The sequence below is a fragment of the Kitasatospora sp. NPDC088742 genome, assembly GCF_055584905.1.
Map to the genome: position 1 here is coordinate 242,307 of NZ_JBVJLD010000001.1, position 21,557 is coordinate 263,863.

At 73.6% G+C, this 21,557-nt stretch carries 18 protein-coding genes; 11 read left to right on the forward strand and 7 right to left on the reverse strand.

What is annotated here, in order from left to right; translation table 11 throughout:
* Nucleotides 1-14 precede the first annotated feature (14 nt).
* The 3 genes from ACZ6ZR_RS01000 to ACZ6ZR_RS01010 all read right to left on the reverse strand — a co-directional run bounded on the left by ACZ6ZR_RS01000 (nt 15) and on the right by ACZ6ZR_RS01010 (nt 6,747).
* Complete coding sequence (locus ACZ6ZR_RS01000) at nt 15-4,880, reverse strand: ricin-type beta-trefoil lectin domain protein (protein ID WP_465638482.1); 4,866 nt, start codon at nt 4,878-4,880, stop codon at nt 15-17.
* Nucleotides 4,881-5,207: 327 nt separating this feature from the next.
* Entirely contained in the window at nt 5,208-5,921 is a 714-nt protein-coding gene (locus ACZ6ZR_RS01005; RefSeq protein WP_465638022.1) for an alpha/beta hydrolase, read from the reverse strand.
* A 250-nt stretch (nt 5,922-6,171) separates the two neighbouring features.
* Nucleotides 6,172-6,747, reverse strand: a complete 576-nt coding sequence (locus ACZ6ZR_RS01010; protein WP_465638024.1) for a TetR/AcrR family transcriptional regulator — start codon at nt 6,745-6,747, stop codon at nt 6,172-6,174.
* Between the two features lie 108 nt (nt 6,748-6,855).
* Here ACZ6ZR_RS01010 and ACZ6ZR_RS01015 point away from each other — a divergent pair, with 108 nt between their 5' ends.
* Together ACZ6ZR_RS01015 and ACZ6ZR_RS01020 are read left to right on the forward strand one after the other, a co-directional pair.
* Nucleotides 6,856-9,069, forward strand: coding sequence for an MMPL family transporter (locus ACZ6ZR_RS01015; protein ID WP_465638026.1), 2,214 nt, complete (start codon nt 6,856-6,858; stop codon nt 9,067-9,069).
* 102 nt (nt 9,070-9,171) lie between these two features.
* A complete protein-coding gene (locus tag ACZ6ZR_RS01020) occupies nt 9,172-10,593 on the forward strand; it encodes a chondroitinase-B domain-containing protein (protein WP_465638028.1) in 1,422 nt (473 codons plus the stop codon).
* A gap of 38 nt (nt 10,594-10,631) precedes the next feature.
* On the opposite strand, the gene ACZ6ZR_RS01025 is transcribed toward ACZ6ZR_RS01020, so the two are convergent.
* Entirely contained in the window at nt 10,632-11,438 is an 807-nt protein-coding gene (locus ACZ6ZR_RS01025) for an N-formylglutamate amidohydrolase (protein ID WP_465638030.1), read from the reverse strand.
* A gap of 127 nt (nt 11,439-11,565) precedes the next feature.
* On the opposite strand from ACZ6ZR_RS01025, the gene ACZ6ZR_RS01030 reads away from it, so the two are divergent.
* Complete coding sequence (locus ACZ6ZR_RS01030) at nt 11,566-12,420, forward strand: S-methyl-5'-thioadenosine phosphorylase (protein ID WP_465638032.1); 855 nt, start codon at nt 11,566-11,568, stop codon at nt 12,418-12,420.
* A gap of 22 nt (nt 12,421-12,442) precedes the next feature.
* Here the strand turns inward: ACZ6ZR_RS01030 and ACZ6ZR_RS01035 are convergent, their stop codons facing one another.
* Nucleotides 12,443-12,916, reverse strand: coding sequence for a cupin domain-containing protein (locus ACZ6ZR_RS01035; RefSeq protein ID WP_465638034.1), 474 nt, complete (start codon nt 12,914-12,916; stop codon nt 12,443-12,445).
* A gap of 111 nt (nt 12,917-13,027) precedes the next feature.
* Between ACZ6ZR_RS01035 and ACZ6ZR_RS01040 the strand changes: the two genes are divergently transcribed.
* A complete protein-coding gene (locus ACZ6ZR_RS01040) occupies nt 13,028-13,861 on the forward strand; it encodes a DNA-formamidopyrimidine glycosylase family protein (protein WP_465638036.1) in 834 nt (277 codons plus the stop codon).
* On the opposite strand, the gene ACZ6ZR_RS01045 is transcribed toward ACZ6ZR_RS01040, so the two are convergent.
* A complete protein-coding gene (locus ACZ6ZR_RS01045; protein WP_465638038.1) occupies nt 13,806-14,444 on the reverse strand; it encodes a nucleoside/nucleotide kinase family protein in 639 nt (212 codons plus the stop codon). The genes ACZ6ZR_RS01040 and ACZ6ZR_RS01045 overlap by 56 nt on opposite strands.
* 274 nt (nt 14,445-14,718) lie before the next feature.
* On the opposite strand from ACZ6ZR_RS01045, the gene ACZ6ZR_RS01050 reads away from it, so the two are divergent.
* The 7 genes from ACZ6ZR_RS01050 to ACZ6ZR_RS01080 all read left to right on the forward strand — a co-directional run bounded on the left by ACZ6ZR_RS01050 (nt 14,719) and on the right by ACZ6ZR_RS01080 (nt 20,229).
* A complete protein-coding gene (locus tag ACZ6ZR_RS01050; protein ID WP_465638040.1) occupies nt 14,719-15,231 on the forward strand; it encodes a hypothetical protein in 513 nt (170 codons plus the stop codon).
* Nucleotides 15,232-15,502: 271 nt separating this feature from the next.
* Nucleotides 15,503-16,348, forward strand: coding sequence for a DUF4097 family beta strand repeat-containing protein (locus ACZ6ZR_RS01055; protein WP_465638041.1), 846 nt, complete (start codon nt 15,503-15,505; stop codon nt 16,346-16,348).
* Nucleotides 16,349-16,406: 58 nt separating this feature from the next.
* Nucleotides 16,407-17,390, forward strand: coding sequence for an ATP-binding cassette domain-containing protein (locus ACZ6ZR_RS01060; protein WP_465638043.1), 984 nt, complete (start codon nt 16,407-16,409; stop codon nt 17,388-17,390).
* The gene (locus ACZ6ZR_RS01065) at nt 17,387-18,178 is read left to right on the forward strand and encodes an ABC transporter permease (protein ID WP_465638045.1); all 792 of its coding nucleotides are present in this window, start codon (nt 17,387-17,389) and stop codon (nt 18,176-18,178) included. Before ACZ6ZR_RS01060 ends, ACZ6ZR_RS01065 begins: the two co-directional genes overlap by 4 nt.
* Before the next feature lie 88 nt (nt 18,179-18,266).
* Nucleotides 18,267-19,514, forward strand: a complete 1,248-nt coding sequence (locus ACZ6ZR_RS01070; RefSeq protein ID WP_465638046.1) for a cytochrome P450 family protein — start codon at nt 18,267-18,269, stop codon at nt 19,512-19,514.
* On the forward strand, nt 19,508-20,017 hold the full coding sequence (locus ACZ6ZR_RS01075; protein ID WP_465638048.1) for an HD domain-containing protein: 510 nt from the start codon (nt 19,508-19,510) through the stop codon (nt 20,015-20,017). The genes ACZ6ZR_RS01070 and ACZ6ZR_RS01075 overlap by 7 nt, the downstream gene beginning before the upstream one ends.
* Before the next feature lie 56 nt (nt 20,018-20,073).
* Nucleotides 20,074-20,229: a hypothetical protein gene (locus tag ACZ6ZR_RS01080; RefSeq protein WP_465638050.1), complete on the forward strand. Its 156-nt coding sequence runs from the start codon at nt 20,074-20,076 to the stop codon at nt 20,227-20,229.
* Here ACZ6ZR_RS01080 and paaK read toward each other — a convergent pair.
* Nucleotides 20,226-21,545: a phenylacetate--CoA ligase PaaK gene (gene paaK, locus ACZ6ZR_RS01085; protein WP_465638484.1), complete on the reverse strand. Its 1,320-nt coding sequence runs from the start codon at nt 21,543-21,545 to the stop codon at nt 20,226-20,228. The genes ACZ6ZR_RS01080 and paaK overlap by 4 nt on opposite strands.
* Between the last annotated feature and the right edge of the window lie 12 nt (nt 21,546-21,557).

A 21,557-nucleotide genomic window follows, 5' to 3' on the forward strand; every position in this document is an offset into this window, starting at 1 on the left:
CGGTCATCTGCTGGTCACTGCGGGAGCGGGAACGAGGTGAAGACGACGTACCTGCTCGGATTGTGCGGCACCGAGCCGTCGGGCATCTTCTTGGGCACGTAGTTCAGCACGACCCGGATCTTGTTGCTCGCGGCTTCCGGTGCCGTGGCCTCTCCACCCTTGCGCCAGACCTGGCCGAGCGAGCCCTCGTTGTGGAGGGTCCATTCGAAGGAGAGGCAGTCCCGCTCGGCCAAGAAGCCCTTGTTGCGGCCGATCCGCTGGGCCTGCTCGTCCTGCCACCCCGCGAAGCGGGCCGCGTTGGTGTCGACCTTGATCCAATCCTCGATCGCCTGCTTGACGGCACGGGCCGCCGTCGCCTCGTCGGTCCACTTTCCGGCGATGCCGTCCTTCTCGGCCTTGGCCTGCATCTGAGCGGCGCTCTTGCGGAGGTGGTCCTGGAGCGTGTGTGCCCCGTACTTGCCCTCGTCGGCGACGAGGTCGGTGCAGTTGTGGACCAGGACGTCCCCGGTCCGCTCACCGCGCGGGCTGACGTAGAAGGTGTGCAGACCGTCGACGGTGAGGTCGAACACCTCACGGGGCGTCAGACCGGCCCGCTCGCGCAGGGCGGTGACGGTCTGCTCCGTACCCTCCGGGGTGCGGAGGCGGTCGCCGACCTGGAGCTCGGCGACGGTGGTCCAGCCTCGGCCGATCACGAAGAAGCGGTGCCCGACCGTGCTGGTGAGCTGCCCGCCGTCCAGCGAGAGGTCCGTCAGGCGCTCGGTGTCGTGCCGGAAGGTCTTCGTCACGGCCTGGGCCCGGAGGGCCCCGGTCCGGGCGTCGGTGGCCAGGACCCGGTCACCGACCCGGACCTCGCTGATCGCGCGGTGCGAGCCGTCCGCCATCAGGACGCCGGTGTCGCCCGGGAAGCTGTTCCGCTCACAGGCGACGAAGACGTCCTCGTAGGCGTGGACGGTCCCCTCGACCCGGGCGAGGGTCGCCGCGTCGAGGTCCAGGGCCCGCAGGGCGAGGAACGCGTCCCGGACGCCGACGCCGGTGTGCAGCGCGGCGTTGACCGCGTGCAGCGCGTCCCCGATCGCCTTGAACGCCTTGCCGGGGATGAACCAGGTCGCGGCCCAGGCGCACGCACCCCAACTCCCCTTCTCCCCACCGGGAACGAGGTGGGCGCACTCGATGAAGTCACCGAAGATGATCTTCACCGGGTCGATGCCGGAGTTGAACTCCACCATCGTCAGGGCGCGGACGACGTCCTGCTTCTGGTTCGGCAGGGTCGCCGGGCCGAGGTAGACCGTGGCGTCCCTCGGGCAGCCGGACTGGGTGGCCGGCACGCCCTCGGCGGTGCACAGGTAGAGGTCCACGTAGGCGTCGAAGTGGATGACCGCGGTGATGACGCAGTCGCCGATGTGGAGGATCGGGTTGCAGTTCTTCTGGTCCGTGATCTCCGGATCGCCGATCGGCTCCATCCGGAGGAGGACGTAGAAGAGGTTGGCGGTGCCACTGGTGGCACCGGTCGCGAGCTGGTCGTTCTTCGCCTTGGTCGCGGCCCGGTCGGCCGCCTCCTGGGCCTCCTGGGCGTACTTGAGCGCGTCCTTCGCGGCCTGCTCGGCCTCGGTGGCCGCCGCGTCGGCACGGTCGGCCGCGGCCCGGGCGTCCTTGGCGGACTGCTCGGCCCGGGCAGCCGCCTGCCGGGCACCCTCGGCGTCGAGGGCGGCCTGGTCGGCGGAGGCGCGGGCGTCGCGGGCGTACCCCTCGGCCCGTCCGGCGGCCTTGTCGGCGGCGGCCGCGTCCTCGGCGGCCTGGCGGTCGTACTCGGTGGTGCGGGCCAGCGAGGCGGCGGCCTTGGACGCAGCCGCGGCGGCGTCGGCGGCGTAGCCCAGCGCCTCCTTGGCGTAACCCCGGGCCTGCGCCGCGAAGCCGGCCGCGTTGGCCGCGTGCTGGTACGCCGCCTTGGCGTCGCCGGTGGCCGCGTCCGCGAGCGCCTTGGCGGTGGCCGCCTCCTGCTGCGCGTTCGAGGCGTGCGCGGCCGCGACGGCCTTCTGCTGCTCGGCGATCGTCTTCGAGGACTGCCCGGTCAGCACCACCAGACCCGCGGTGGCGTCGGTGGTGACGTACGGGGAGCCGAGCTGGATCGCGTCGTTGGCGGGCTTGGCCACCTGGCTCGCCGCGGCTCCGGCGTCCACGGCCGCCTGGGCGGTGACGTAGGCGTAGCCGGTGGCCTTCGCCGACGCGGCCCGGGCGTTGGCCGCCTCCTTGTCGGCGACGTCCGCGTGGGCCATCGCCTCCTTCGCCTTGCGTCCGGCCTCGTCGGCCATCGCGACCGCGGCGCGGGACTCGGCCGCGGCCCGGTCGCTGGCGTTCAGGGCCTCGGCGGCCGCGCTGGTGGCGGTCCGCATCGCGGCGTCGGCCTTGAGCTTCGCCGCCTGGGCGGCGTCCGCGTCGGAGCGGGCCCGCTTGGCGGCCGCCTCGGCGCGGGTGGCCGCGGCGTCTGCCTCGGCCGCCGCCCGGCCGGCCGCGTCGGCCTCGCCGCGCGCCCGTCCCGCGGCGGCTTCGGCGCGGTCGGCTGCCGCTGACGCGTCGTCAGCGGCCGCCCGGGACTCCTGGGCGAAGCCGTCGGCCTCGTGGGCCTGGGCGTACGCCTCCTTCGCGTCGGCCTTGGCCCGGGCGGCGTTGGACTGCTGCTCGGCCTCCCACGCGTCGTCCCGCTTGGCCTTGGCGTTGTCGCGGGCCCGGACCGCGTCGTTCTTCTTCCCGACCGCGGTGGCCTCGGAGGCCTCCGCCGACTTCCTGGCGTCGTCGGCCCGGACGGCCTCCGCCTCGGCGTTCCTCTTGTGCTGCGCCGCTTCGGTCTGCTTGGCGGCGGCGGTGTCCTTCTCCGCCTTCGCCTTGGCCTCCTCGGCCTCGGCGGCCAGGCGCTTGGCGTGCGCGTCGGCGGCGGCCGCCTTGGCGTCACCCTCGGCCTTCAGCGCCTCGGTGAGCTTGGCCTCGGCGGCCTCCTTCTCCTTCTTGGCGTTGTCGCGGTGCAGCTTGGCCGCCTCGGCGGCGGCCTGCGCCTGCAGCTCGGCCGTGCGCGCGGCCTCCTTGCGGAACTCCGCCTTCGACTGGGCGGCCTGGGCGAGCGCGCGCTGCGCGATCGTCTCGCCGTCGCCGGCGGCGGCCCGGGTGGCGGCCTCGGCGGTCTCGCCGGCCTTCACCATCGCGTCGAGCGCGGCGGAGACACCCTTGGTGACCTGGGCCTTCTGCAGACCCACCAGCAGACCGCGGCCGCGCGGCGCCCCGTTCTTGTCGGCGATCGCGTACGCGGCCTGCACGGCCGCGTCGGAGGCGGCGGCCGCGGTCTTCGCGGCGGCGGCCTGCTGCTTGAGCGCGGCGAGCTGCTTCTTGGCCCCGGCCTGAGCGTCCGTCAGGCCCTTGGCGGCCTGGTCGAAGTGGGCCTTCGGCTGGACCTCGCCGGTGTGCCCGGAGGGCTTGATGGTGAGCTGCTGCGGACCGGCCCCGTTGCAGGTGGCCAGCAGCGCGTCCTTGCCGAGGTCGTAGGTCGGGAAGTTGAGGCACTTGCCCGAACTCACGTGCTTCAGCGCGGTGGTGGCGCGGACGTTGTACGCCCAGACCTGGGCCGGGCCGCTGTTGCAGGTGGCGATCTGGAGCTTGGTGCCGTCGGCCTTGCCGTTGCCGGCCGCCTCCAGGCACTTCATGGTGCTGACGTTGCGCAGGTACAGGCCGTGGTCGTCGCCCCACACCCGCCAGCTCTGCGCGCCCGAGCCGTTGCAGGTGTAGACCTGCACCGGGGTGCCGTCGGCGGTCGCGCCGCCCTGGACGTCCAGGCACTTGCCCTTGGCGGCGGTCAGCTCCACGGTGGCGTTGGCTTCGCCGATCCAGCCGATCCCGCCCGCGGACCAGAAGTCCTGCCAGCGGGTCACGTGGTCGGCGACCCAGGAGTGCCCCAGCATCTGGCCGAGCGACTCGGCGCCGAGGGTGAGCGCCTTGGTGGCGTCCTTGGCGGAGTTCACCACCTGGTTGCGCTGGGCGGCCTGGGAGGAGACCTCCTGCTGCCACTCGGCGGCGGCGGTCGCCGAGGCCGCGTCGAGGACCTTGCCCGGGTCGATCGGGTCGCGCCAGGCGCAGGTGGAGAACCGGGTCTTGAGGTCCTCGACCGCGATCCGGTACTCCGCCGTGCCCGGTGCGGGCGCGGTGCGGGGGAAGCCGCCGGAGCCGAGGAAGATCCGGGCGTTGTCCGCGCCCATCGGCTCGGAGGAGTTGCTCCGCAGCCAGTCGAAGCCGTCGTGCTCCGCGCCGTCGCGGTACCAGTCGGTGCTGGTCGACGGGTCGGGGGACTTGCCGTAGAGCGGGGTGCCGAGGTCGGTGACGGCCTTGCGGGTCTTCTCGTCGGCCTTCGGGGTCGGGTCCGCGTAGAAGTCGCCCTCGCTCTTCCAGTACCGGTCCGCGATCCAGGAGGTCAGACCGGTCTGGGTCTGGAAGTCCTGGCCCTCGCTGATGCCGGGCGGCTTGTGGAAGGTCCAGTCGTTGATGCCGGCCGGGGTGGCCAGCCCGTACAGCGGCTTGGTCCAGCTGTCCCGGAGCGCGTAGAGGTCGGCCAGCTCCTTGTCGGCGGCGGCCTTGTCCTGCGCGTACGCCTGTGAGAGCGGGGTGGTCTGCCAGTGCTGACGGTCCGCCAGCAGGTGCAGCTTGTCGGCGGGTTGGTTGAGCCCGTCCTGCGCGGTGGCCGCCATGGCGGGCCCACCGAGCCGCAGCACGTCGGCCATCAGGCACTGGTCCTGCCGCAGCTGCTCGGCGGCGGTGTCGGTGTACCAGCCGTAGTCGTTGCCGGCCGGCGAGATCCGGTTCAGGACCTGCGGAAGGACGGCCGCGCCGCCGAGGACCGCCATGGTGACGACGGCCGTGACGGCGGGGGCCAGGAAGCCGGACCGCAGGGATCCGGGGCTGAACAACCCTGGTCTGTGACGCAAAGGGATGTCCCTTTCTCCGTTCGAGGGCAGCGGCGGGAGGAAGGAACGTCAGAATGCGGGCACGGCAGAGCGAGACCCCCGTTCCGGCGACGGTTCTCCCCCCGGGCCGCCGAAATGACATGCGTACGTGGTGGATCGGTGAAGATCCACTGCGCACGGGCCTCACCCTACTCATACTTTTTCGCGAACACGACAGGCATTTGCGGCGCCGGGTGAGTCGCCGCCGCCCGTCGAGGGGAGGCGCGGTCACGCCAAGGTGAGCTCCAGGCCGCCGGGTTGGCCGTCGGCCAGGGCGAGCGCGGCGGTGACCTCGGCGGGGAAGGGGTGCAGCCCGAGGAGCGCGGCCGTGAGGTCGGCGGTGGTGCGGTGCCAGTCGCCGAGCCGCTGCATCAGGGCGTGGCCCGAGCCGTGCACGGTGAAGCCCGCGACCCTGGCGCCGGCCTCGCGGGCGCGGGTGGCGAGCAGCCGGGTGGCGGCGGGGTCGGTGACGGTGTCCCGGTCGCCGTGCAGGGTGAGCAGGGTGCGGTCCTTGAGCTGGCCGACCGGCTCCTCGGGCGGGCACCACGGGGCCAGCGCCACCACGCCCGCCACGCAGGGGTGGCCGGCCGCGCGGATCGCCGCGCGGCCGCCCATCGAGTGGCCGATCAGCACGGTCGGCACGGGGCCGAGCGCCTCGGCGAGGTCGCTCAGGGCGGCGTCCGCGTCGCGCGCGGCGTCGGCGTGGTCGCCGTTCCAGCCCCGGTAGCGGTAGCGGACGGCGCCGAGGGCGATCCGCTGACCCGCCGTCACCTTGGCCACCGCGCGGGCGAATCCGGCCATCCGCAGCGCCGGCAGGTTCACCGGGCCGGGCCGGTCCTCGCTGAACTCCTTGCCGCCGTGCAGCACCAGCACCGCGGCCTCCGCGCCGTCCGGCGGCCCCCCGCGCCACCGCAGGGTCCGGTGGCCCACCGCTCTGCTCACGTCTCGCCCGTCCTTCTGCTCACCCGCCCCGTCCGGGGACGGCAACTGTACGCCCGCAGCGCGCGTGGACTGCCCGCAGGGCAGTCAGGGGCGCGAGGAACTGCGCGAATCGGAAGACAGAGACCCGTGTGCCGGGTACGGACAACCAGTTGCAAGTGAGCGCCCGTACCCGGCACACGGGTCCGTACCTTCCGCAGCGCGCAGTTCCCCGCGCCCCTGACTGCCCTCCGGGCAGTCCACGGGCCCGGCACTAGCCGAGGGTGGCGACGCCCGCGCGGAGGAAGGTGATGGCGGCCTCGATGTTCTCCTGCTCGGGGCTGTAGCAGAGCTCCGAGATGATGCCCGCCGCCGCGGCCGCCGCCATCCGGGGAGCGAAGTCGTCCGGGGCGCTGCCGGTCTCCTCGGCGAAGAGCCGGGTGCCCTCCTGGATCACCTCCGCCAGACGGGAGTTGGCGATCGCCTTGAGCCGCGGGTCGGCCTCCAGCATCTGCTCGCTGAGCTGGTCCAGTTCGGTGGTCTCGGCGAACCGGGTGCGCAGCCAGTGCTCCAGCGCGTTCAGGATGGTCCACCCCTCGGGGCGCTCCCGCAGCCCCGCGGCGAGCTCCGCGGCGAAGCCGTCGAAGTGGGCCAGGGCGAGGTCGAGCTTGGACGGGAAGTAGAGCGTGACCGTACGCGCCGAGATCTCGGCGGCGCTCGCGATGTCGGCGATGGTGGTCGCGTCGAAGCCCCGGGCGGCGAACTGCTCCAGCGCCGTCCGCACGATCGCCTCGCGGCGCCGGGCCTTGGAGCGTTCCCTGAGGCCGTCCTGGCGCTCGTCAGTGGTCATGCTGCGGAGATTACCACCAAGGGTTAAATTACAGTCCAGTGTAAAAATGCCGTACGGTGCAACGGAGCGCCCGGACGGGGCACGGAGCGAGGCAAGAGGGAGGACGGCATGGCGGCACGCCTGTACGGCTTGGGGCGGTGGGCGATACGCCGCCGCGGGCTGGTGGTCGCGGTCTGGCTGCTGGTGCTCGCGGTGGTCGGAGGCCTCGGGGCCACCCTGCACGGCAAGCCGAGCACCCAGTTCACCGTGCCCGGCATCGAGTCCCAGCAGGCCCAGGACCTGCTGGAGCGCCGCTTCCCGACCGCCTCCGGCGGCACCGCCCGGGTGGTGTTCGCCGCGCCCCAGGGTCAGACGCTGACCGACCCGGCCGCCCAGCAGGCGGTGGCCGAGGGGCTGAAGAAGGCCGCCGCCGTGCCCGGCGTGGTGCACGTCGCTGCGCCCGCCGAGACCGGCACCGTCACGCCGGACCACCGGATCGGCTTCGCGGACGTGCTGTTCGACCGGCCGGCCGACCAGGTGCCGCAGAGCTCCAAGGACGCGCTCACCGAGGCCGTCACCCAGGCGCGCGGCGCCGGGCTCCAGGTGGAGCTGGGCGGTTCGGTGATGGCCCCGGTCACCGAGGTCGGCGGCCCGGCCGAGGTGGTCGGCGTGGTGATCGCCTTCGCCGTGCTGTTCCTCGCCCTGGGCTCGCTGGTGGCGGCCGGGCTGCCGCTGCTGACCGCCGCCGTCGGCGTGCTCATCGGGGTGATGGGCGTTCAGTTCGTCTCCCGCTTCGTGGACCTCACCAGCACCGCCACCGTGCTCGCCCTGATGATCGGCCTGGCCGTCGGGATCGACTACGCGCTCTTCATCATCTCCCGCCACCGCGAGCAACTCGCCGACCCTGAAGCCGAGTTGGACGACTCCATCGCCCGGGCCACGGCCACCGCCGGCAGCGCGGTGGTGTTCGCCGGAGCCACCGTCATCATCGCGCTGGCCGCCCTCGCGGTCACCGGCATCCCCTTCCTCACCGCGATGGGCCTGGCGGCCGCCGTCACCGTGCTGCTCGCGGTGCTGATCGCCGTCACCCTGGTGCCCGCCGCGCTGAGCTTCGCGGGGGAGCGCCTGCGCCCGAAGCCGAAGCCCGCGAAGTCCAAGAAGGCCGGGGGCACCGCGAACTCCCCGTCCTGGAGCTCCCGTTGGGCCACCCTGGTGACCCGTCGCCCGCTGGCCGTGCTGCTGGTCGGGGTGGTCGGCCTGGTCGCCCTCGCGCTGCCCGCCAAGGACCTGCGGCTGGGACTGCCGAGCAACGCCTCCCAGCCCACCAGCAGCACCCAGCACAAGAGCCACCAGCTGCTGACCGAAGGCTTCGGCCCCGGCTTCAACGCCACCCTGGTCGCCGTCGTGGACACCGCCGAGGTGCCCGCCGAGCAGCGCCCCGCCACCGTCACCGGCCTGGCCCGCTCGCTCGCCGCCGACCCCGGTGTTGCCGCCGTGGCCCCGCCGGCCGCCGGCCCCGACGGCAGCCTGAGCGTGCTCGCCGTGGTGCCGAGGACCGGCCCGGACGACGAGGCCACCAGCGACATGGTGCACCGCCTGCGCGCCCTGGCCCCCGAGGTCGAGAAGGCCGGCGGCACCCTCTTCATCGCCGGCGGCACCGCCGCAACCATCGACATCTCGCAGAAGCTCTCGGACGCGCTGCCGCTCTTCGTGGCCGTCATCGTGCTGCTCGCCCTGGTCCTGCTGACCATCGCGTTCCGCTCGGTGCTGGTGCCGCTCAAGGCCGCGCTCGGCTTCCTGCTCTCGATCGCCGCCTCGCTCGGCGCCACCGTCTGGGTGTTCCAGCAGGGCCACCTCAACGGGGTGCTGGACGTGCCCTCGGCCGGTCCGGTGACGGCCTTCCTGCCGGTACTGCTGATCGGTGTGCTGTTCGGCCTGGCGATGGACTACGAGGTCTTCCTGGTCAGCCGGATGCGCGAGCACCACGAGCACACCAAGGACGCGGCCGGGGCGGTCACCCAGGGCCTGGCGCAGAGCGGACGGGTCGTCACCGCCGCCGCCCTGATCATGGTCGCGGTCTTCGGAGGCTTCGTCTTCAACCACGACCCGATCATCAAGTCGATCGGCTTCGCGCTCGCCTTCGGCGTCCTGGTCGACGCCTTCGTGGTCCGGATGACCCTCGTCCCGGCCGCCATGGCGCTGCTCGGCCGCCGGGCCTGGGGCCTGCCGAGGTGGCTCGACCGGATCACCCCGGACGTGGACATCGAGGGCGCGAACCTGCCGCCCCGCGGCGCCGCGCCCACCGCCGCGCAGGCGCAGGAGCCGGTGACGGCGGGGCGCTGACCCCCGCCGTCCGGGGGTGTCGCCCGATGATCTCCGTGGGATAGGACGTACCGGGAACGACGGGCCCTCCACCTGGGAGAGCCCCACCCCGGAGGAGAACTGATGCACCGTCGGACCTTCATCACCGCCGCCGTGGCGGGCACCGCACTCGGTCTCGCGCCGACGCTGCCCGCCGCGGCGGCCGGTCCGTACACCTCGCTGGACGCGCTCCAGCAGGCGATCGACCGCGCCGTCCCGGGCGACAAGCTGGTCCTCGCCAACGGCACCTACACCGTCCCGGCCAACCGGCCGGTCCGGATCTCCGGGCGCAACGGCACCCCGGCCGCGCCGATCACCATCGCGGCCGAGTCGCGCGGCGGTGTGGTGCTGCAGGGGGCGAAGGGCTTCGAGTTCGCGAACTCGAGCAACGTCACCGTCAGCGGCTTCGCCTTCCGGCAGAGCAGCACGCTGGAGATCCCCGAGAACTGCTCCCGGATCCGGCTCACCCGCAACGACTTCCGGCTCACCGACACCACCGGTTTCCACTGGCTGGTGGTCTCCGGCAACGACGTGAAGGTGGACCGCAACCACTTCCACGACAAGAGCACCGCCGGGGTCTTCCTGGTGCTGGACGGCCCGGGCGCCGACCGCTACGAGGTGGCGAAGCGGCTGACCGTGCTGCGCAACCACTTCTCCGACCACCGCTACACCGGCGCCAACGGCGGCGAGGCGATCCGACTGGGCGTCAGCCACCGGGCGCTGGGCGACGCGGACGCCACCGTCGAGTACAACCTGTTCGAGCGGTGCGACGGCGACCCGGAGGCGGTCTCGGTCAAGTCCTCGGGGAACACGGTCCGGTACAACACCCTGCGCGACGGCAAGGGCGGCATCGTGCTCCGGCACGGCAACGGCTCCACCGTCGAGGGCAACCACCTGCTCGACGGCGGCGAGGGCATCCGGATCTACGGCAACGACCACGTGGTGGTCAACAACCACCTGGCCGGACTGACCGGCCGGGCCCTGGTGATCGGCAGCGGCAGCACCCGGGACCACTCCGCGGGCGAGCCGGACTCCGAGCGGACCGGCCACGACGCCTGCGACCGCGCGCTGATCCTGCACAACACCCTGGCCGGGAACGCGGGCGGCCTCTCCGGCGAGGACCGTACCTACGAGCCGAGGGACGTGGTGATCGCCGACAACCTGCTGACCGCCGAACGCGGCACCCTGGTCAACCTCGGCCGCACCACCGGCTTCACCTGGCAGGGCAACATCCTCTGGGGCGCCGCCGCCAACGGCACCGTCCCGTCGGCGGGTTGGCGCCGGGTGGACCCGCGCCTCCAGCGCGGCACCGACGGGGTCAACCGCCTCACGGCCGGCAGCCCGGCCATCGGGGCCGCCACCTACACCGGCGCCCCGGCCGTGACCGAGGACGTGGACGGCCAGCCGCGCGGTACCACTCGCGACGTCGGCGCCGACCAGTACTCCACCCAGCCCCCGGCCCGCCGCCCGCTGACCCCGGCCGAGGTCGGCCCGGACGCGGCCTGAGCCCTCCGTGCCTGCCTCGGCCTCGTTCTGACGGCAGGTCAGCCGGCGATCGGGGCCGAGGCCCGGTCCACCAGCCGGGCCAGGGCGGTGGCCAGCGCACCGAGCCCGGGCCCGGCCGGGCCACCCGGTTCGGTCATGTAGCCGTCGCGGCGGATCTCCACCATCAGCGCGCCGACCCGGGCGTCCTTCCCGTAGTGGCGCAGCGGCACGTAGGTGCCGGCGAACGGGCTGTCCAGCCCGGTGCCGCCGAAGCCCTCGAAGCACGCGCGGGCCGCCGCCAGCAGCCCGGCGGGGGTGTGGAACGGATCGGTGCCCAGGCAGACCGGCGGGCGCGGGCCCTCGCTGTGCAGCTCGTACGGCAGGGCCGAGCTCGGGTAGGAGTGCACGTCGATCAGCACGGCCCGGCCGGTGGCCGCCAGCCGCTCCTCCACCGCCTCGGTGAGGGCGGCCGCGTACGGGTGGAAGTACCGCTCCAGCAGCGGTTCCTGGTCATGGCCGTCCGGACGCAGCCGCTCGCCGTGGGTGGTCCGGGTGTACACCGCGCCCATCCCGGCCTTGAGCATCTCCTCGCGCTCGTCCGGGAACCGCTCCGGGTCGACCACCAGGCGGGAGAGCCGGTTGACGAACCGCCAGGGGGTGAGGGCGGCGGCCCCGGCGGCGGTGGCGGCCAGCTCGGCGGTGTGGGCGTCGGTGATGTGGTCCAGCTCCAGGGCCAGGGACGGGTCGTCGAGCAGGATGCCCCGGCGGACCTCGGGGGGTATCTCCCGGGAGGAGTGCGGCACGTGCAGGATCACCGGCGAGCGGGCATCACCGGAGTGGAGCCGGTACGGGCTGTCGTCGGTCACGGGGTACTCCTCGGTGGTGCGGCGGCAGGTGGTGCACCGCCATCATGCCCCGCCTCCGTACAGTGGAGTTCGATCTTCGACCAGTGACCGAAGCGACTGAGAGGCCGTCACCATGAGCCCCGTCACCATGAGTCAGAGCGCAGACCGTGCAGCCCGCGCCGAACTGGGCGTGATCGGCGGGTCCGGGCTCTACGCCCTGCTGGACGAGGTCACCGAGGTGGTGGTGGACACCCCGTACGGGCCTCCGAGCGACTCGGTCTTCCTCGGTGAGGTGGCCGGGCGCCGGGTGGCCTTCCTGCCCCGCCACGGCCGGGGCCACACCCTGCCGCCGCACCGGATCGACTACCGGGCCAACCTCTGGGCGCTGCACTCCCTGGGGGTCCGTCAGGTGCTCGGCCCCTGCGCCACCGGCGGCCTGCGGGCCGAGTACGGGCCCGGCACGCTGCTGGTGCCGGACCAGTTCGTGGACCGCACCGCCGGCCGTCTGCAGACCTACTACGACGGACTGCCGCTGCCCGGCGGCGGCCGCCCCGAGGTGGTGCACGTCTCGATGGCCGACCCGTACTGCCCCGACGGCCGGGCCGCGGCGCTGGCCGCCGCCCGGAGCTGCGCCTGGGAGCCGGTGGACGGCGGCACGCTGGTGGTGATCGAGGGCCCGCGCTTCTCCACCCGCGCCGAGTCCCGCTGGTTCACCGCCAACGGCTGGTCGGTGGTCGGCATGACGGGCCATCCGGAGGCCGTGCTGGCCCGGGAGTTGGGCCTCTGCTACACCTCGCTGGCGCTGGTCACCGACCTGGACGCGGGCGTGGAGACCGGCGAGGGCGTCACCCACGCGGAGGTGTTGGAGGTCTTCGGGCGGAACGTGGACCGGCTGCGCACCGTGCTCTTCAAGGCCCTGGAGGGCCTGCCCGCCGACCGTGACTGTGTCTGCTCGCACGCCCTGGACGGCCTGGAGACCGGCCTCCCCGGCGTCGGCGCCTGACCGCCGCGTCGCCCGCCCGAGGTCAGTCCGCGGTGGCCCAGGCGGGCGTCGGCGCGTCCACCGAGAGCGGGCAGCCGGCCGGGGTGAGGTAGGTGACCATCAGCACCACCGGTTCGGTGCCGTGGTTGTGGCCGACGTGCGGGTGCTCCGGCCCGGCCGGCTCGAAGACCACGCCGCCCGGCTCGGTGGTCTCCGCCGTGCCGTCGGCCAGCAGCCTGGTCAGGGTGCCGGACTTGACCACGGCCACCACCGGGCCCGGGTGGTAGTGCCAGCCGGTGGTGCCGCCCGGGGCGATCACCACCTCGCCCACCACCACGTCGGTGTCGCCCCCGGGGCGCAGCGGTAGCGAGCCCTGGTGCGAACCCCGGGCCAGCGGGGTAGAGCTGAGGCCCCGGGCGCCGTCGCCCCCGGCCCGGATCGATCCGCCCTCGGCCCGGACGGACCCGCTGTCGCGCGGCCGAGGGACGGTGCGTATGCCTGTGGTGGTGTTTCCCATGGTGTTCCGTGCCCCCGCACATCGGTTCCGTCGATCAGATGATCTTCGGTACGGGAACATACCAGCGTTGTTGATCTTCGCGTCCGCCCGCCGGTGCCCGATGATGGACGGGTGCCAGAAGGAGACTCCGTCCACCGCGTCGCCGCCGAGCTGGACAAGGCCCTCACCGGCCGGGTGCTGACCCGGGCCGAACTCCGGGTGCCCGCACACGCCACCGCCGACCTGACGGGACGTCGGGTGCTCGGCACGGTCCCGCGCGGCAAACACCTGCTGACCAGGTTCGACGGGGGCCTGACCCTCCACACCCACCTGCGGATGGACGGCCGCTGGGCGGTCTTCGGGCCGGGGGAGCGCTGGTCCGGCGGCCCGGCCCACCAGATCCGGGCGGTCCTCGGCACCGAGGGGCCGACCGCCGTCGGGTACCGGCTGCCGGTGGTCCGGCTGCTGCGCACCGCCGAGGAGTCCACCGCCGTCGGCCACCTCGGCCCGGACCTGCTCGGCCCCGACTGGGACGTGGCCGAGGCCGTCCGCAGGCTGCTCGCCGCACCCGAACGGCCGCTCGGGGCAGCCCTGTTGGACCAGCGCAACCTCGCCGGGATCGGCAACATCTACGCCAACGAGCTCTGCTACCTGGCCTCCCTCACCCCCTGGTCCCCGGTCGCCGGGGCCGCCCCGGTCCTGGACCGCCTGCTGGCCCGGGCCCACCAGCTCCTGGACGCCAACACCTCCCGCCCCGGCCACCCGACCGTCCCCGACCCCCGCCCCGGCCGGCTCAACTGGGTCTACGGCCGCGACCGGAAGCCCTGCCTGCGCTGCGCCACCCCGATCCGCGCCGCCACCCACGACCGCGACCGCCCCGCCTACTGGTGCCCCCGCTGCCAGCGCGGGCCTACGCCGGGCCCGTCACCAGTGCAGGGTGGCGCGGGTCGTCGCAGCGGACGGTGAGGTCGGCGAGCGAGGCAGGGTCGGTCTCCTCGGCGTAGCGGGCGAAGGCCGGCAGGGTCCAGCGCTGCTCGGGTGCGGTGCGGCGGGCCAGCGCCGCCGGGGTCAGCGCCAGATGGACCGTCAGGTCGAAGGGCAGCCAGCGGCCGAGCAGCAACGGCCCGTCCAGCAGCAGCACCGCGTCCGGCGGCAGGGTGAGGTAACCGGCCCGGGTGGAGCGGTCGGTGGCCGGATCGCGGAAGGTCGGCAGCACCCGGCCGCTGCCGCCGGGCTCCAGCGGGTCGAGCACCTCGCGCAGCAGCGTGCGATCGTCCAGCCAGAGGTCGTGGAAGGCGTCGGCGTCCTGGTGGCCGTACTCCAGCCGGATCGAGGCGGCCCGCAGGAAGTCGGCCGCCGAGACCCGCTGCACCGGGCGGCCGCGCAGCCGCAGCGGCTCCACCAGCGCGTCGGCCAGCTCGCCGGGCCGGGCGGCGTCCGCGCCGTCCAGCGCGACCCGGATGCGGCGGCCGTCGTCGACGGGCAGCGCGGCGATCCGGTCGGCGAGCAGCTCGGCCAGGCGCTCGGGCGAGATGGGCTGCACCGGCACGGGGTGCTCTCCTCTCCATGGGGGACGTCCTCCGCTCTCAAGGCGCGGGGGTGCCGGTGTATGCCCGTGTGACGGTGGCGCCGCATGGCGCTCCAGTGGCACCACTCGGTGCCACCGTGGCACCGTATGGGCCTCCGTGAGGCTCGTGGTGCCATGGTCCGGCGGGTCGCCTGAAGGGGATCGGTGCAGGTCAGGATAGATGTAGCACCACATGGCGCCACTATGACGCCAGGGGGGCTTGCGAGTGGTGCCACTGTGGTGCCATGATGGCGTCATGGACCTCACCCCGTATGTCGACACCCTCCGCCGCGAACTCGCGGTGGCCGCCGAGGCGGGAGGCGACGACGCCCGCGAGCTCGCGGAGCGGCTGACCGCCCCCCTGGAGTCGGCGACCAGGCTCACCATGCTCAACGTGCTCTCGGCCGCGATGGACGAGATCACCCGCGAGCTGGCCCCGGGCTCGGTGGACGTGCGGCTGCGCGGGCTCGACCCGGACTTCGTGGTGACGCTGCCGCCCGCCGGGCACGGCGCCCCGGCGGAGCCGTACGCCCCGGCGGAGCAGTACGCGGCGGGCGAGCCCGACGAGGGTGGCGCCACCGCCCGGGTCAATCTGCGGCTGCCGGCCCCGCTCAAGGCGCGGGCCGAGGAGGCCGCGAGCCGCGAGGGCCTGTCGGTCAACGCCTGGCTGGTGCGCGCGGTCTCCTCCGCCCTCGACGGCCCTGCCCGCCCTTCCTCGCCGGGCCGGGTCCAGTCGGTCGGCCAGAGCATCACGGGCTGGGTGCGCTAGTGCCGTGCCCGGCAAGGTTTGCCCCGTCACGCCGCCCGGCACGCACTCTCGCCGCACCGGCCAAAAGCCCGGGTAGCTCCGCTACGACGGGCCTTCGCCCGGCACGCCGATAGCACGCACCGAACGACGCGACGGGGCAAACCTTGCCGGGCACGGCACTAGCTCTCCGCCCGCCAGTACCTCCTGACGGTGCGTCAACCACGCGCCGGATTTCCACCGCACGTCCCCCACCTGCGGGGATGCCACCGAGAGCCGAGAGGACGCCACAGCCATGCCTTCGTTCGACACCCCCGCCCTGATCACCGTCACCGCCCACGTCGAGGCCGGCTCCATCCGCCTCACCGCCGGGGACCGTACCGACACCGTGGTCGAGGTGCTGCCCCGCAACCCCAAGAAGGACGCCGACCGCCGCGCGGTCGAGCAGACCGAGGTGACCTTCGTCAACGGCGCGCTCACCGTGAAGACGGCCAGGCACCGCAACTCGCTGCGCAAGCCGGGCACCGTGGACGTCACCGTCCAGCTGCCCGCCGGCTCGGTGGCCGACGTCACCGGCGCCTGGGCCCAGGTGCTCGGCGAGGGCCGGCTCGGCGAGGTGCGGGTGAAGACCTCCACCGGCGACACCCGGCTGGACACCACCGGCGCGCTCTGGCTGACCGCCTCGCACGGCTCGATCACCGTCGAGCGGGTCGAGGGCACGGCCGAGATCACCACCAGCACCGGCAGCGTCCGGGTCGGCAGCGTCACCGGCTCCGCCGTCCTGAAGAACTCGCACGGCACCACCAGCGTGGAGCTGGCCGGCGGCGACCTGCGGGTGAGCGGCGCCAACGGCGACATCGACGTCCGGCGGGCCGAGGGCTCGGTGACCGCCACCACCGCCCACGGCACCATCCGGGTCGGTGAAGTGGTGCGCGGCACCGCCCAGTTGGAGACCAACTACGGCGCCATCGAGGTGGGCATCCGCCAGGGCACCGCCGCCTGGCTGGACGTCAACTCCGACGCCGGGCAGGTCCGCAACATGCTCAGCAGCTCCGACGCCCCGGCGGAGACCGAGGAGACCGTCAAGGTCCGCGCCCGGACCCGCTACGGCAACATCGACGTCCTGCGCGCCCGGGGCTGACCCTTCCTCAATCCGCCGTCCCACCAGGCAAGTCCACTCACCGAAAGGGGAGGGCTCCATGCCTTCGTCTGTCATGCCCACGCCCAGGAGCACCGGCGGCTCGCAGGCCCCCGCCGCCGTCACCGCGGTCGGTCTGCGCAAGTCCTACGGCGACAAGACCGTGCTCGACGGGATCGACCTGCGCATCCCGGCCGGATCCGTCTTCGCCCTGCTGGGGCCGAACGGCGCCGGCAAGACCACCGCCGTGAAGATCCTCTCCACCCTGATCGGCGCCGACGACGGCCAGGTCCAGGTGGCCGGCCACGACCTGGCCACCCACCCGCAGAAGGTCCGCGCCGCGATCGGCGTCACCGGCCAGTTCTCCGCCGTCGACGGCCTGATCACCGGCGAGGAGAACATGCTCCTGATGGCCGACCTGCACCACCTCCCCAAGGCCGAGGGCCGCCGGGTGGCGGCCGAACTCCTGCGCCGCTTCGACCTGGTGGACGCGGCGAAGAAGCCCGCCTCCACCTACTCCGGCGGCATGAAGCGCCGCCTGGACATCGCCATGACCCTGGTCGGCGGCCCCAGGATCATCTTCCTCGACGAGCCCACCACCGGCCTCGACCCGCGCTCCCGGCACGCCATGTGGCAGATCGTCCGCGAGCTGGTGGCCGACGGCACCACCGTCCTCCTCACCACCCAGTACCTGGAGGAGGCCGACGAACTCGCCGACCGCATCGCGGTGCTGAACGGCGGAAAGATCGTCGCCGAGGGCACCGCCGACGAACTCAAGCGCCTCGTCCCCGGCGGCCACGTCCGCCTGCGCTTCACCGACCCGCACGCCCATCGCAGCGCCGCCGCCGCCCTCCCGGACGCCGCCCGCGACGACGAGGCGCTCGCCCTCCAGCTCCCCAGCGACGGCAGCCAGCGCCAACTGCGCCGCATCCTCGACCACTTGGACAACCACGGCATCGAGGCCGACGAGCTCACCGTGCACACCCCCGACCTGGACGACGTCTTCTTCGCCCTCACCACCCACCCCGCGGAGGCCTCCCGATGAGCAGCTCCCTGTCCCTGGCCGTGCGCGACTCCTCCACCATGCTGCGGCGCAACCTCCTGCACGCCCGCCGCTACCCCTCGCTGACCCTCAACCTGCTGCTCACGCCGATCGTCCTGCTGCTGCTCTTCGTCTACGTCTTCGGCGACGTGATGAGCGCCGGCCTCGGCGGCGGAGCCGACCGCTCCCGGTACATCGCCTACCTGGTCCCCGGCATCCTGCTGATGACCATCGGCGGCACCACCGTCGGCACCGCCGTCTCGGTCTCCAACGACATGACCGAGGGCATCATCGCCCGCTTCCGCACCATGGCCATCCACCGCGGCTCGGTCCTGATCGGCCACGTCATCGGCAGCGTCGTGCAGTCCGTCGCCGCCGTGGTGCTGGTCGGCGCGGTCGGCGTGGCCATCGGCTTCCGCTCCACCGACGCCACCGTCCTGGAGTGGCTCGCCGCCCTCGGCCTGCTGACCCTCTTCGCCCTCGCCCTGACCTGGATCGCCGTCGGGATGGGCATGGTCAGCCCCAGCGCCGAGGCGGCCAGCAACAACGCCCTCCCGCTGATCTTCCTCCCGCTGATCTCCAGTGCCTTCGTCCCCGTCACCGCGATGCCCGGCTGGTTCCAGCCCGTCGCCCAGTACCAGCCCTTCACCCCCGCCATCGAGACCCTGCGCGGACTGCTGCTCGGCACGGAGATCGGTGACAACTGGTGGATCGCCCTGCTCTGGTGCCTGGGCCTGACCGCCCTCGGCTACCGCTGGTCCAAGTCCGTCTACGACCGCGACCCCAAGTGACCCGTCACCACCCCGAGCGGTCGCCGCTGACACCACGTCAGGGGAGGCCGCTCCGGCGGCGTTCCCGGCGAACCCTAGGGTGGAGCGGGTGACGACCTCTCAGATCTCCGACCCGGTGGCCCTGCTCACCGCCGACCCCTACGCGGGCTACGCCGCCCTCCGCGAGGCCGGCCCCGTGCACCGCGTCACCGGCCCCGACGGACTGCCGGTCTGGCTGGTGACCCGCTACGCCGACGTCCGCCAGGCCCTGGCCGACCCCCGCCTGGCCCTGGACAAGCGCCACGCCGCCCCCGGCAACTACCGTGGCTTCGCCCTGCCGCCCGCGCTCGACGCCAACCTGCTCAACATGGACCCGCCCGACCACACCCGGATCCGCCGCCTGGTCTCCCAGGCGTTCACGCCCCGGCGGATCGCCGCCCTGCGCCCCGCCGTCGAGCGGACCGCCGAGGAACTGCTGGACGTGGTCGCCCCGCTCGGCCGGGCCGAGCTGATCTCCGCCTACGCCGCCCCGCTGCCGATCACCGTGATCTGCGACCTGCTCGGCGTCCCCGCCGACCACCGGCACGACTTCCGGTCCTGGACGGACACCCTGGTCGCCCCCGACCCGGCCCGCCCGCAGGACGCCAAGGCCGCCGTCGGCGCGATGCTCGCCTTCTTCACCGAGCTGATCGCCCGCAAGCGCACCGAGCCCGGCGAGGACCTGCTCTCCGCGCTGATCGCCGTCCGCGACGTCGGCCCGGCCGAGGACGACGCCCAGGACCGGCTCACCGAGGACGAGTTGACCTCGCTCGCCTTCCTGATCCTGTTCGCCGGCTACGAGAACACCGTCCACCTGATCGGCAACGCCGTCCTCGCCCTGCTCAGCCACCCCGAGCAGCTCGCCGCCCTGCGCCGCGACCCGGCGCTGGCCGCCCCCGCCGTCGAGGAGTTCGCCCGCTACGACGGCCCCGCCCCGCTGGCCATCCGCCGCTTCCCCAAGGAGGACGTCACGATCGGCGGCGTCACCGTCCCCGCCGGGGAGACCGTCCTGCTCGCCCTGGCCTCCGCCAACCGCGACCCGGAGCAGTTCCCCGCGCCGGACCGCCTCGACCTGGCCCGCCCGGAGAACCAGCACCTGGCCCTCGGCCACGGCATCCACTACTGCCTCGGCGCCCCGCTGGCCCGGCTGGAGACCGAGGTCGCCCTCACCGCCCTGCTGCGCCGCCTCCCGGGCCTGACCCTCGGTCAGCCCGCCGGGGAGCTGCGCCACCGCCCCTCGCTGCGGGCCCGGGGCCTGCTGGAGCTGTCCGTACAGTGGGGCCCCACACAGCCCACGGACCTGGAGGACGGATGCTGACCCTGGCCGAGGTGGACGCCCTGGCGGAGCGGGCGCACGCGGGGCAGACGGACAAGCTCGGGGTGCCGTACATCGGGCACGTCCGGGCGGTGTCGGCCGGGCTGGCGCCGTTCGGCGACGGCCTGCGGATGGCCGGGCTGCTGCACGACGTGCTGGAGGACACCCCGATGACGGCCGAGGACCTGCTCCGGGCCGGGGTGCCGGCCGCGGTGGTGGCCACCGTGCGCCGCGTCACCCGGGTGGCGGGGGTCGGGTACGAGGAGATGGTCCGTCAGGTGGCGGGGGATCAGGCCGCCGCCCTGGTGAAGATCGCCGACAACGCGCACAACTCCCACCCCGACCGCACCGCCGCCCTGGACCGGGCCAGCCGGGAGCGGCTGGCGGCGCGGTACCGGGGAGCGCGTTCGGTGCTCTGGGCGGCGGTGCCGGAGGCGGACGTCCGCGCGGTGCTGGAGCTGGTCAATCCGGCCCTGCTGGCGGAGCTGGCCTCGCCGCGCGGATGAGCGCAGGCTGGGAGGTGGCCCCGCAGCGGCGGGCCCACGAACCAGGGAGCACCACCATGTCGGACATGCAGCAGCGGCTCGGCGAGAAGGACGCCACCGACCGGGAGGACGTCCGGTCGGCCGACCCGGAGGAGGGCATCACCTCGTACCAGACCATGCACGCCTGGGAGGAGTCCCAGGCCGAGGGCGACCGCGACGAGGACGAGGGCTAACCCTCGGAGCGCAGGTCGGCGATCCGCTGGATCTTCCCGACCGAGCGCTCCAGCGTGTAGGGGTCGACCACCTCCACCTCGGCGCTCACGCCGACGCCGTCCTTGATGTCCCGGACGATCGCCGCCCCGGCCTCGGCCCGCTGTCGCGGGTCGGCGTCGGGGCGGGCCTCCACCCGGACGGTGAGGTGGTCGAGGCGGCCCCGGCGGGTCAGCCGGAGCTGGAAGTGCGGGGCGACCGACGGGGTGCGGAGCAGGATCTCCTCGATCTGGGTGGGGAAGAGGTTGACCCCGCGCAGGATGATCAGGTCGTCGCTGCGGCCGGTGACCTTCTCCATCCGGCGGAACGCGGGCCGGGCGGTTCCCGGCAGCAGCCGGGTCAGGTCCCGGGTGCGGTAGCGGATGACCGGCAGCGCCTCCTTGGTGAGCGAGGTGAGGACCAGCTCGCCGTGCTCGCCGTCCGGCAGGGACTCGTCGGTCAGCGGGTCGACGATCTCCGGGACGAAGTGGTCCTCCCAGATGTGCAGTCCGTCCTTGGTCTCCACGCACTCCTGCGCCACGCCCGGCCCCATCACCTCGGAGAGGCCGTAGATGTCCACCGCGTGGACGCCGGTGCGCTCCTCGATCTCGCGCCGCATCTCCTCCGTCCAGGGCTCGGCCCCGAGGATCGCCACCCGCAGCGCGGTGGAGCGCGGATCCACCCCCTGCTTCTCGAACTCGTCGAGCAGGGTGAGCAGGTAGGACGGGGTCACCATGATGACCTCGGGCTCCAGGTCCCGGATCAGCTGGACCTGACGGGCGGTCATGCCGCCGGAGGCCGGGATCACGGTGCAGCCGGCCCGGGTGGCGCCGTCGTGCGCGCCGAGGCCGCCGGTGAACAGCCCGTACCCGTAGGCGACGTGCACCTTGTGCCCGGCCCGTCCGCCGGCCGCGCGGATCGAGCGGGCCACCAGGTCGGCCCAGACCGAGAGGTCGTTCTCGGTGTAGCCGACCACGGTGGGGCGGCCGGTGGTGCCGCTGGAGGCGTGGATGCGGCGCACCCGCTCCATCGGGACGGCGAACATCCCGTACGGGTAGGTCTCGCGCAGGTCCGCCTTGGTGGTGAACGGGAAGCGGGCCAGGTCAGCCAGCGTGCGGCAGTCTTCGGGCCGGACCCCGGCGGCGTCGAACTTGCGCCGGTAGAGCTCGACGTTGTCGTAGGCGTGCCGCAGGGTGGCCCGGAGCAGGGTGAGTTGGCGCTCCCTCAGCTCCTCGGCCGTCAGCCGCTCGCCGGCGTCCAGCAGTTCGGCCGGCAGCGGCTCTCCCAGGCGCATGCCCATCCGCATCTCCTC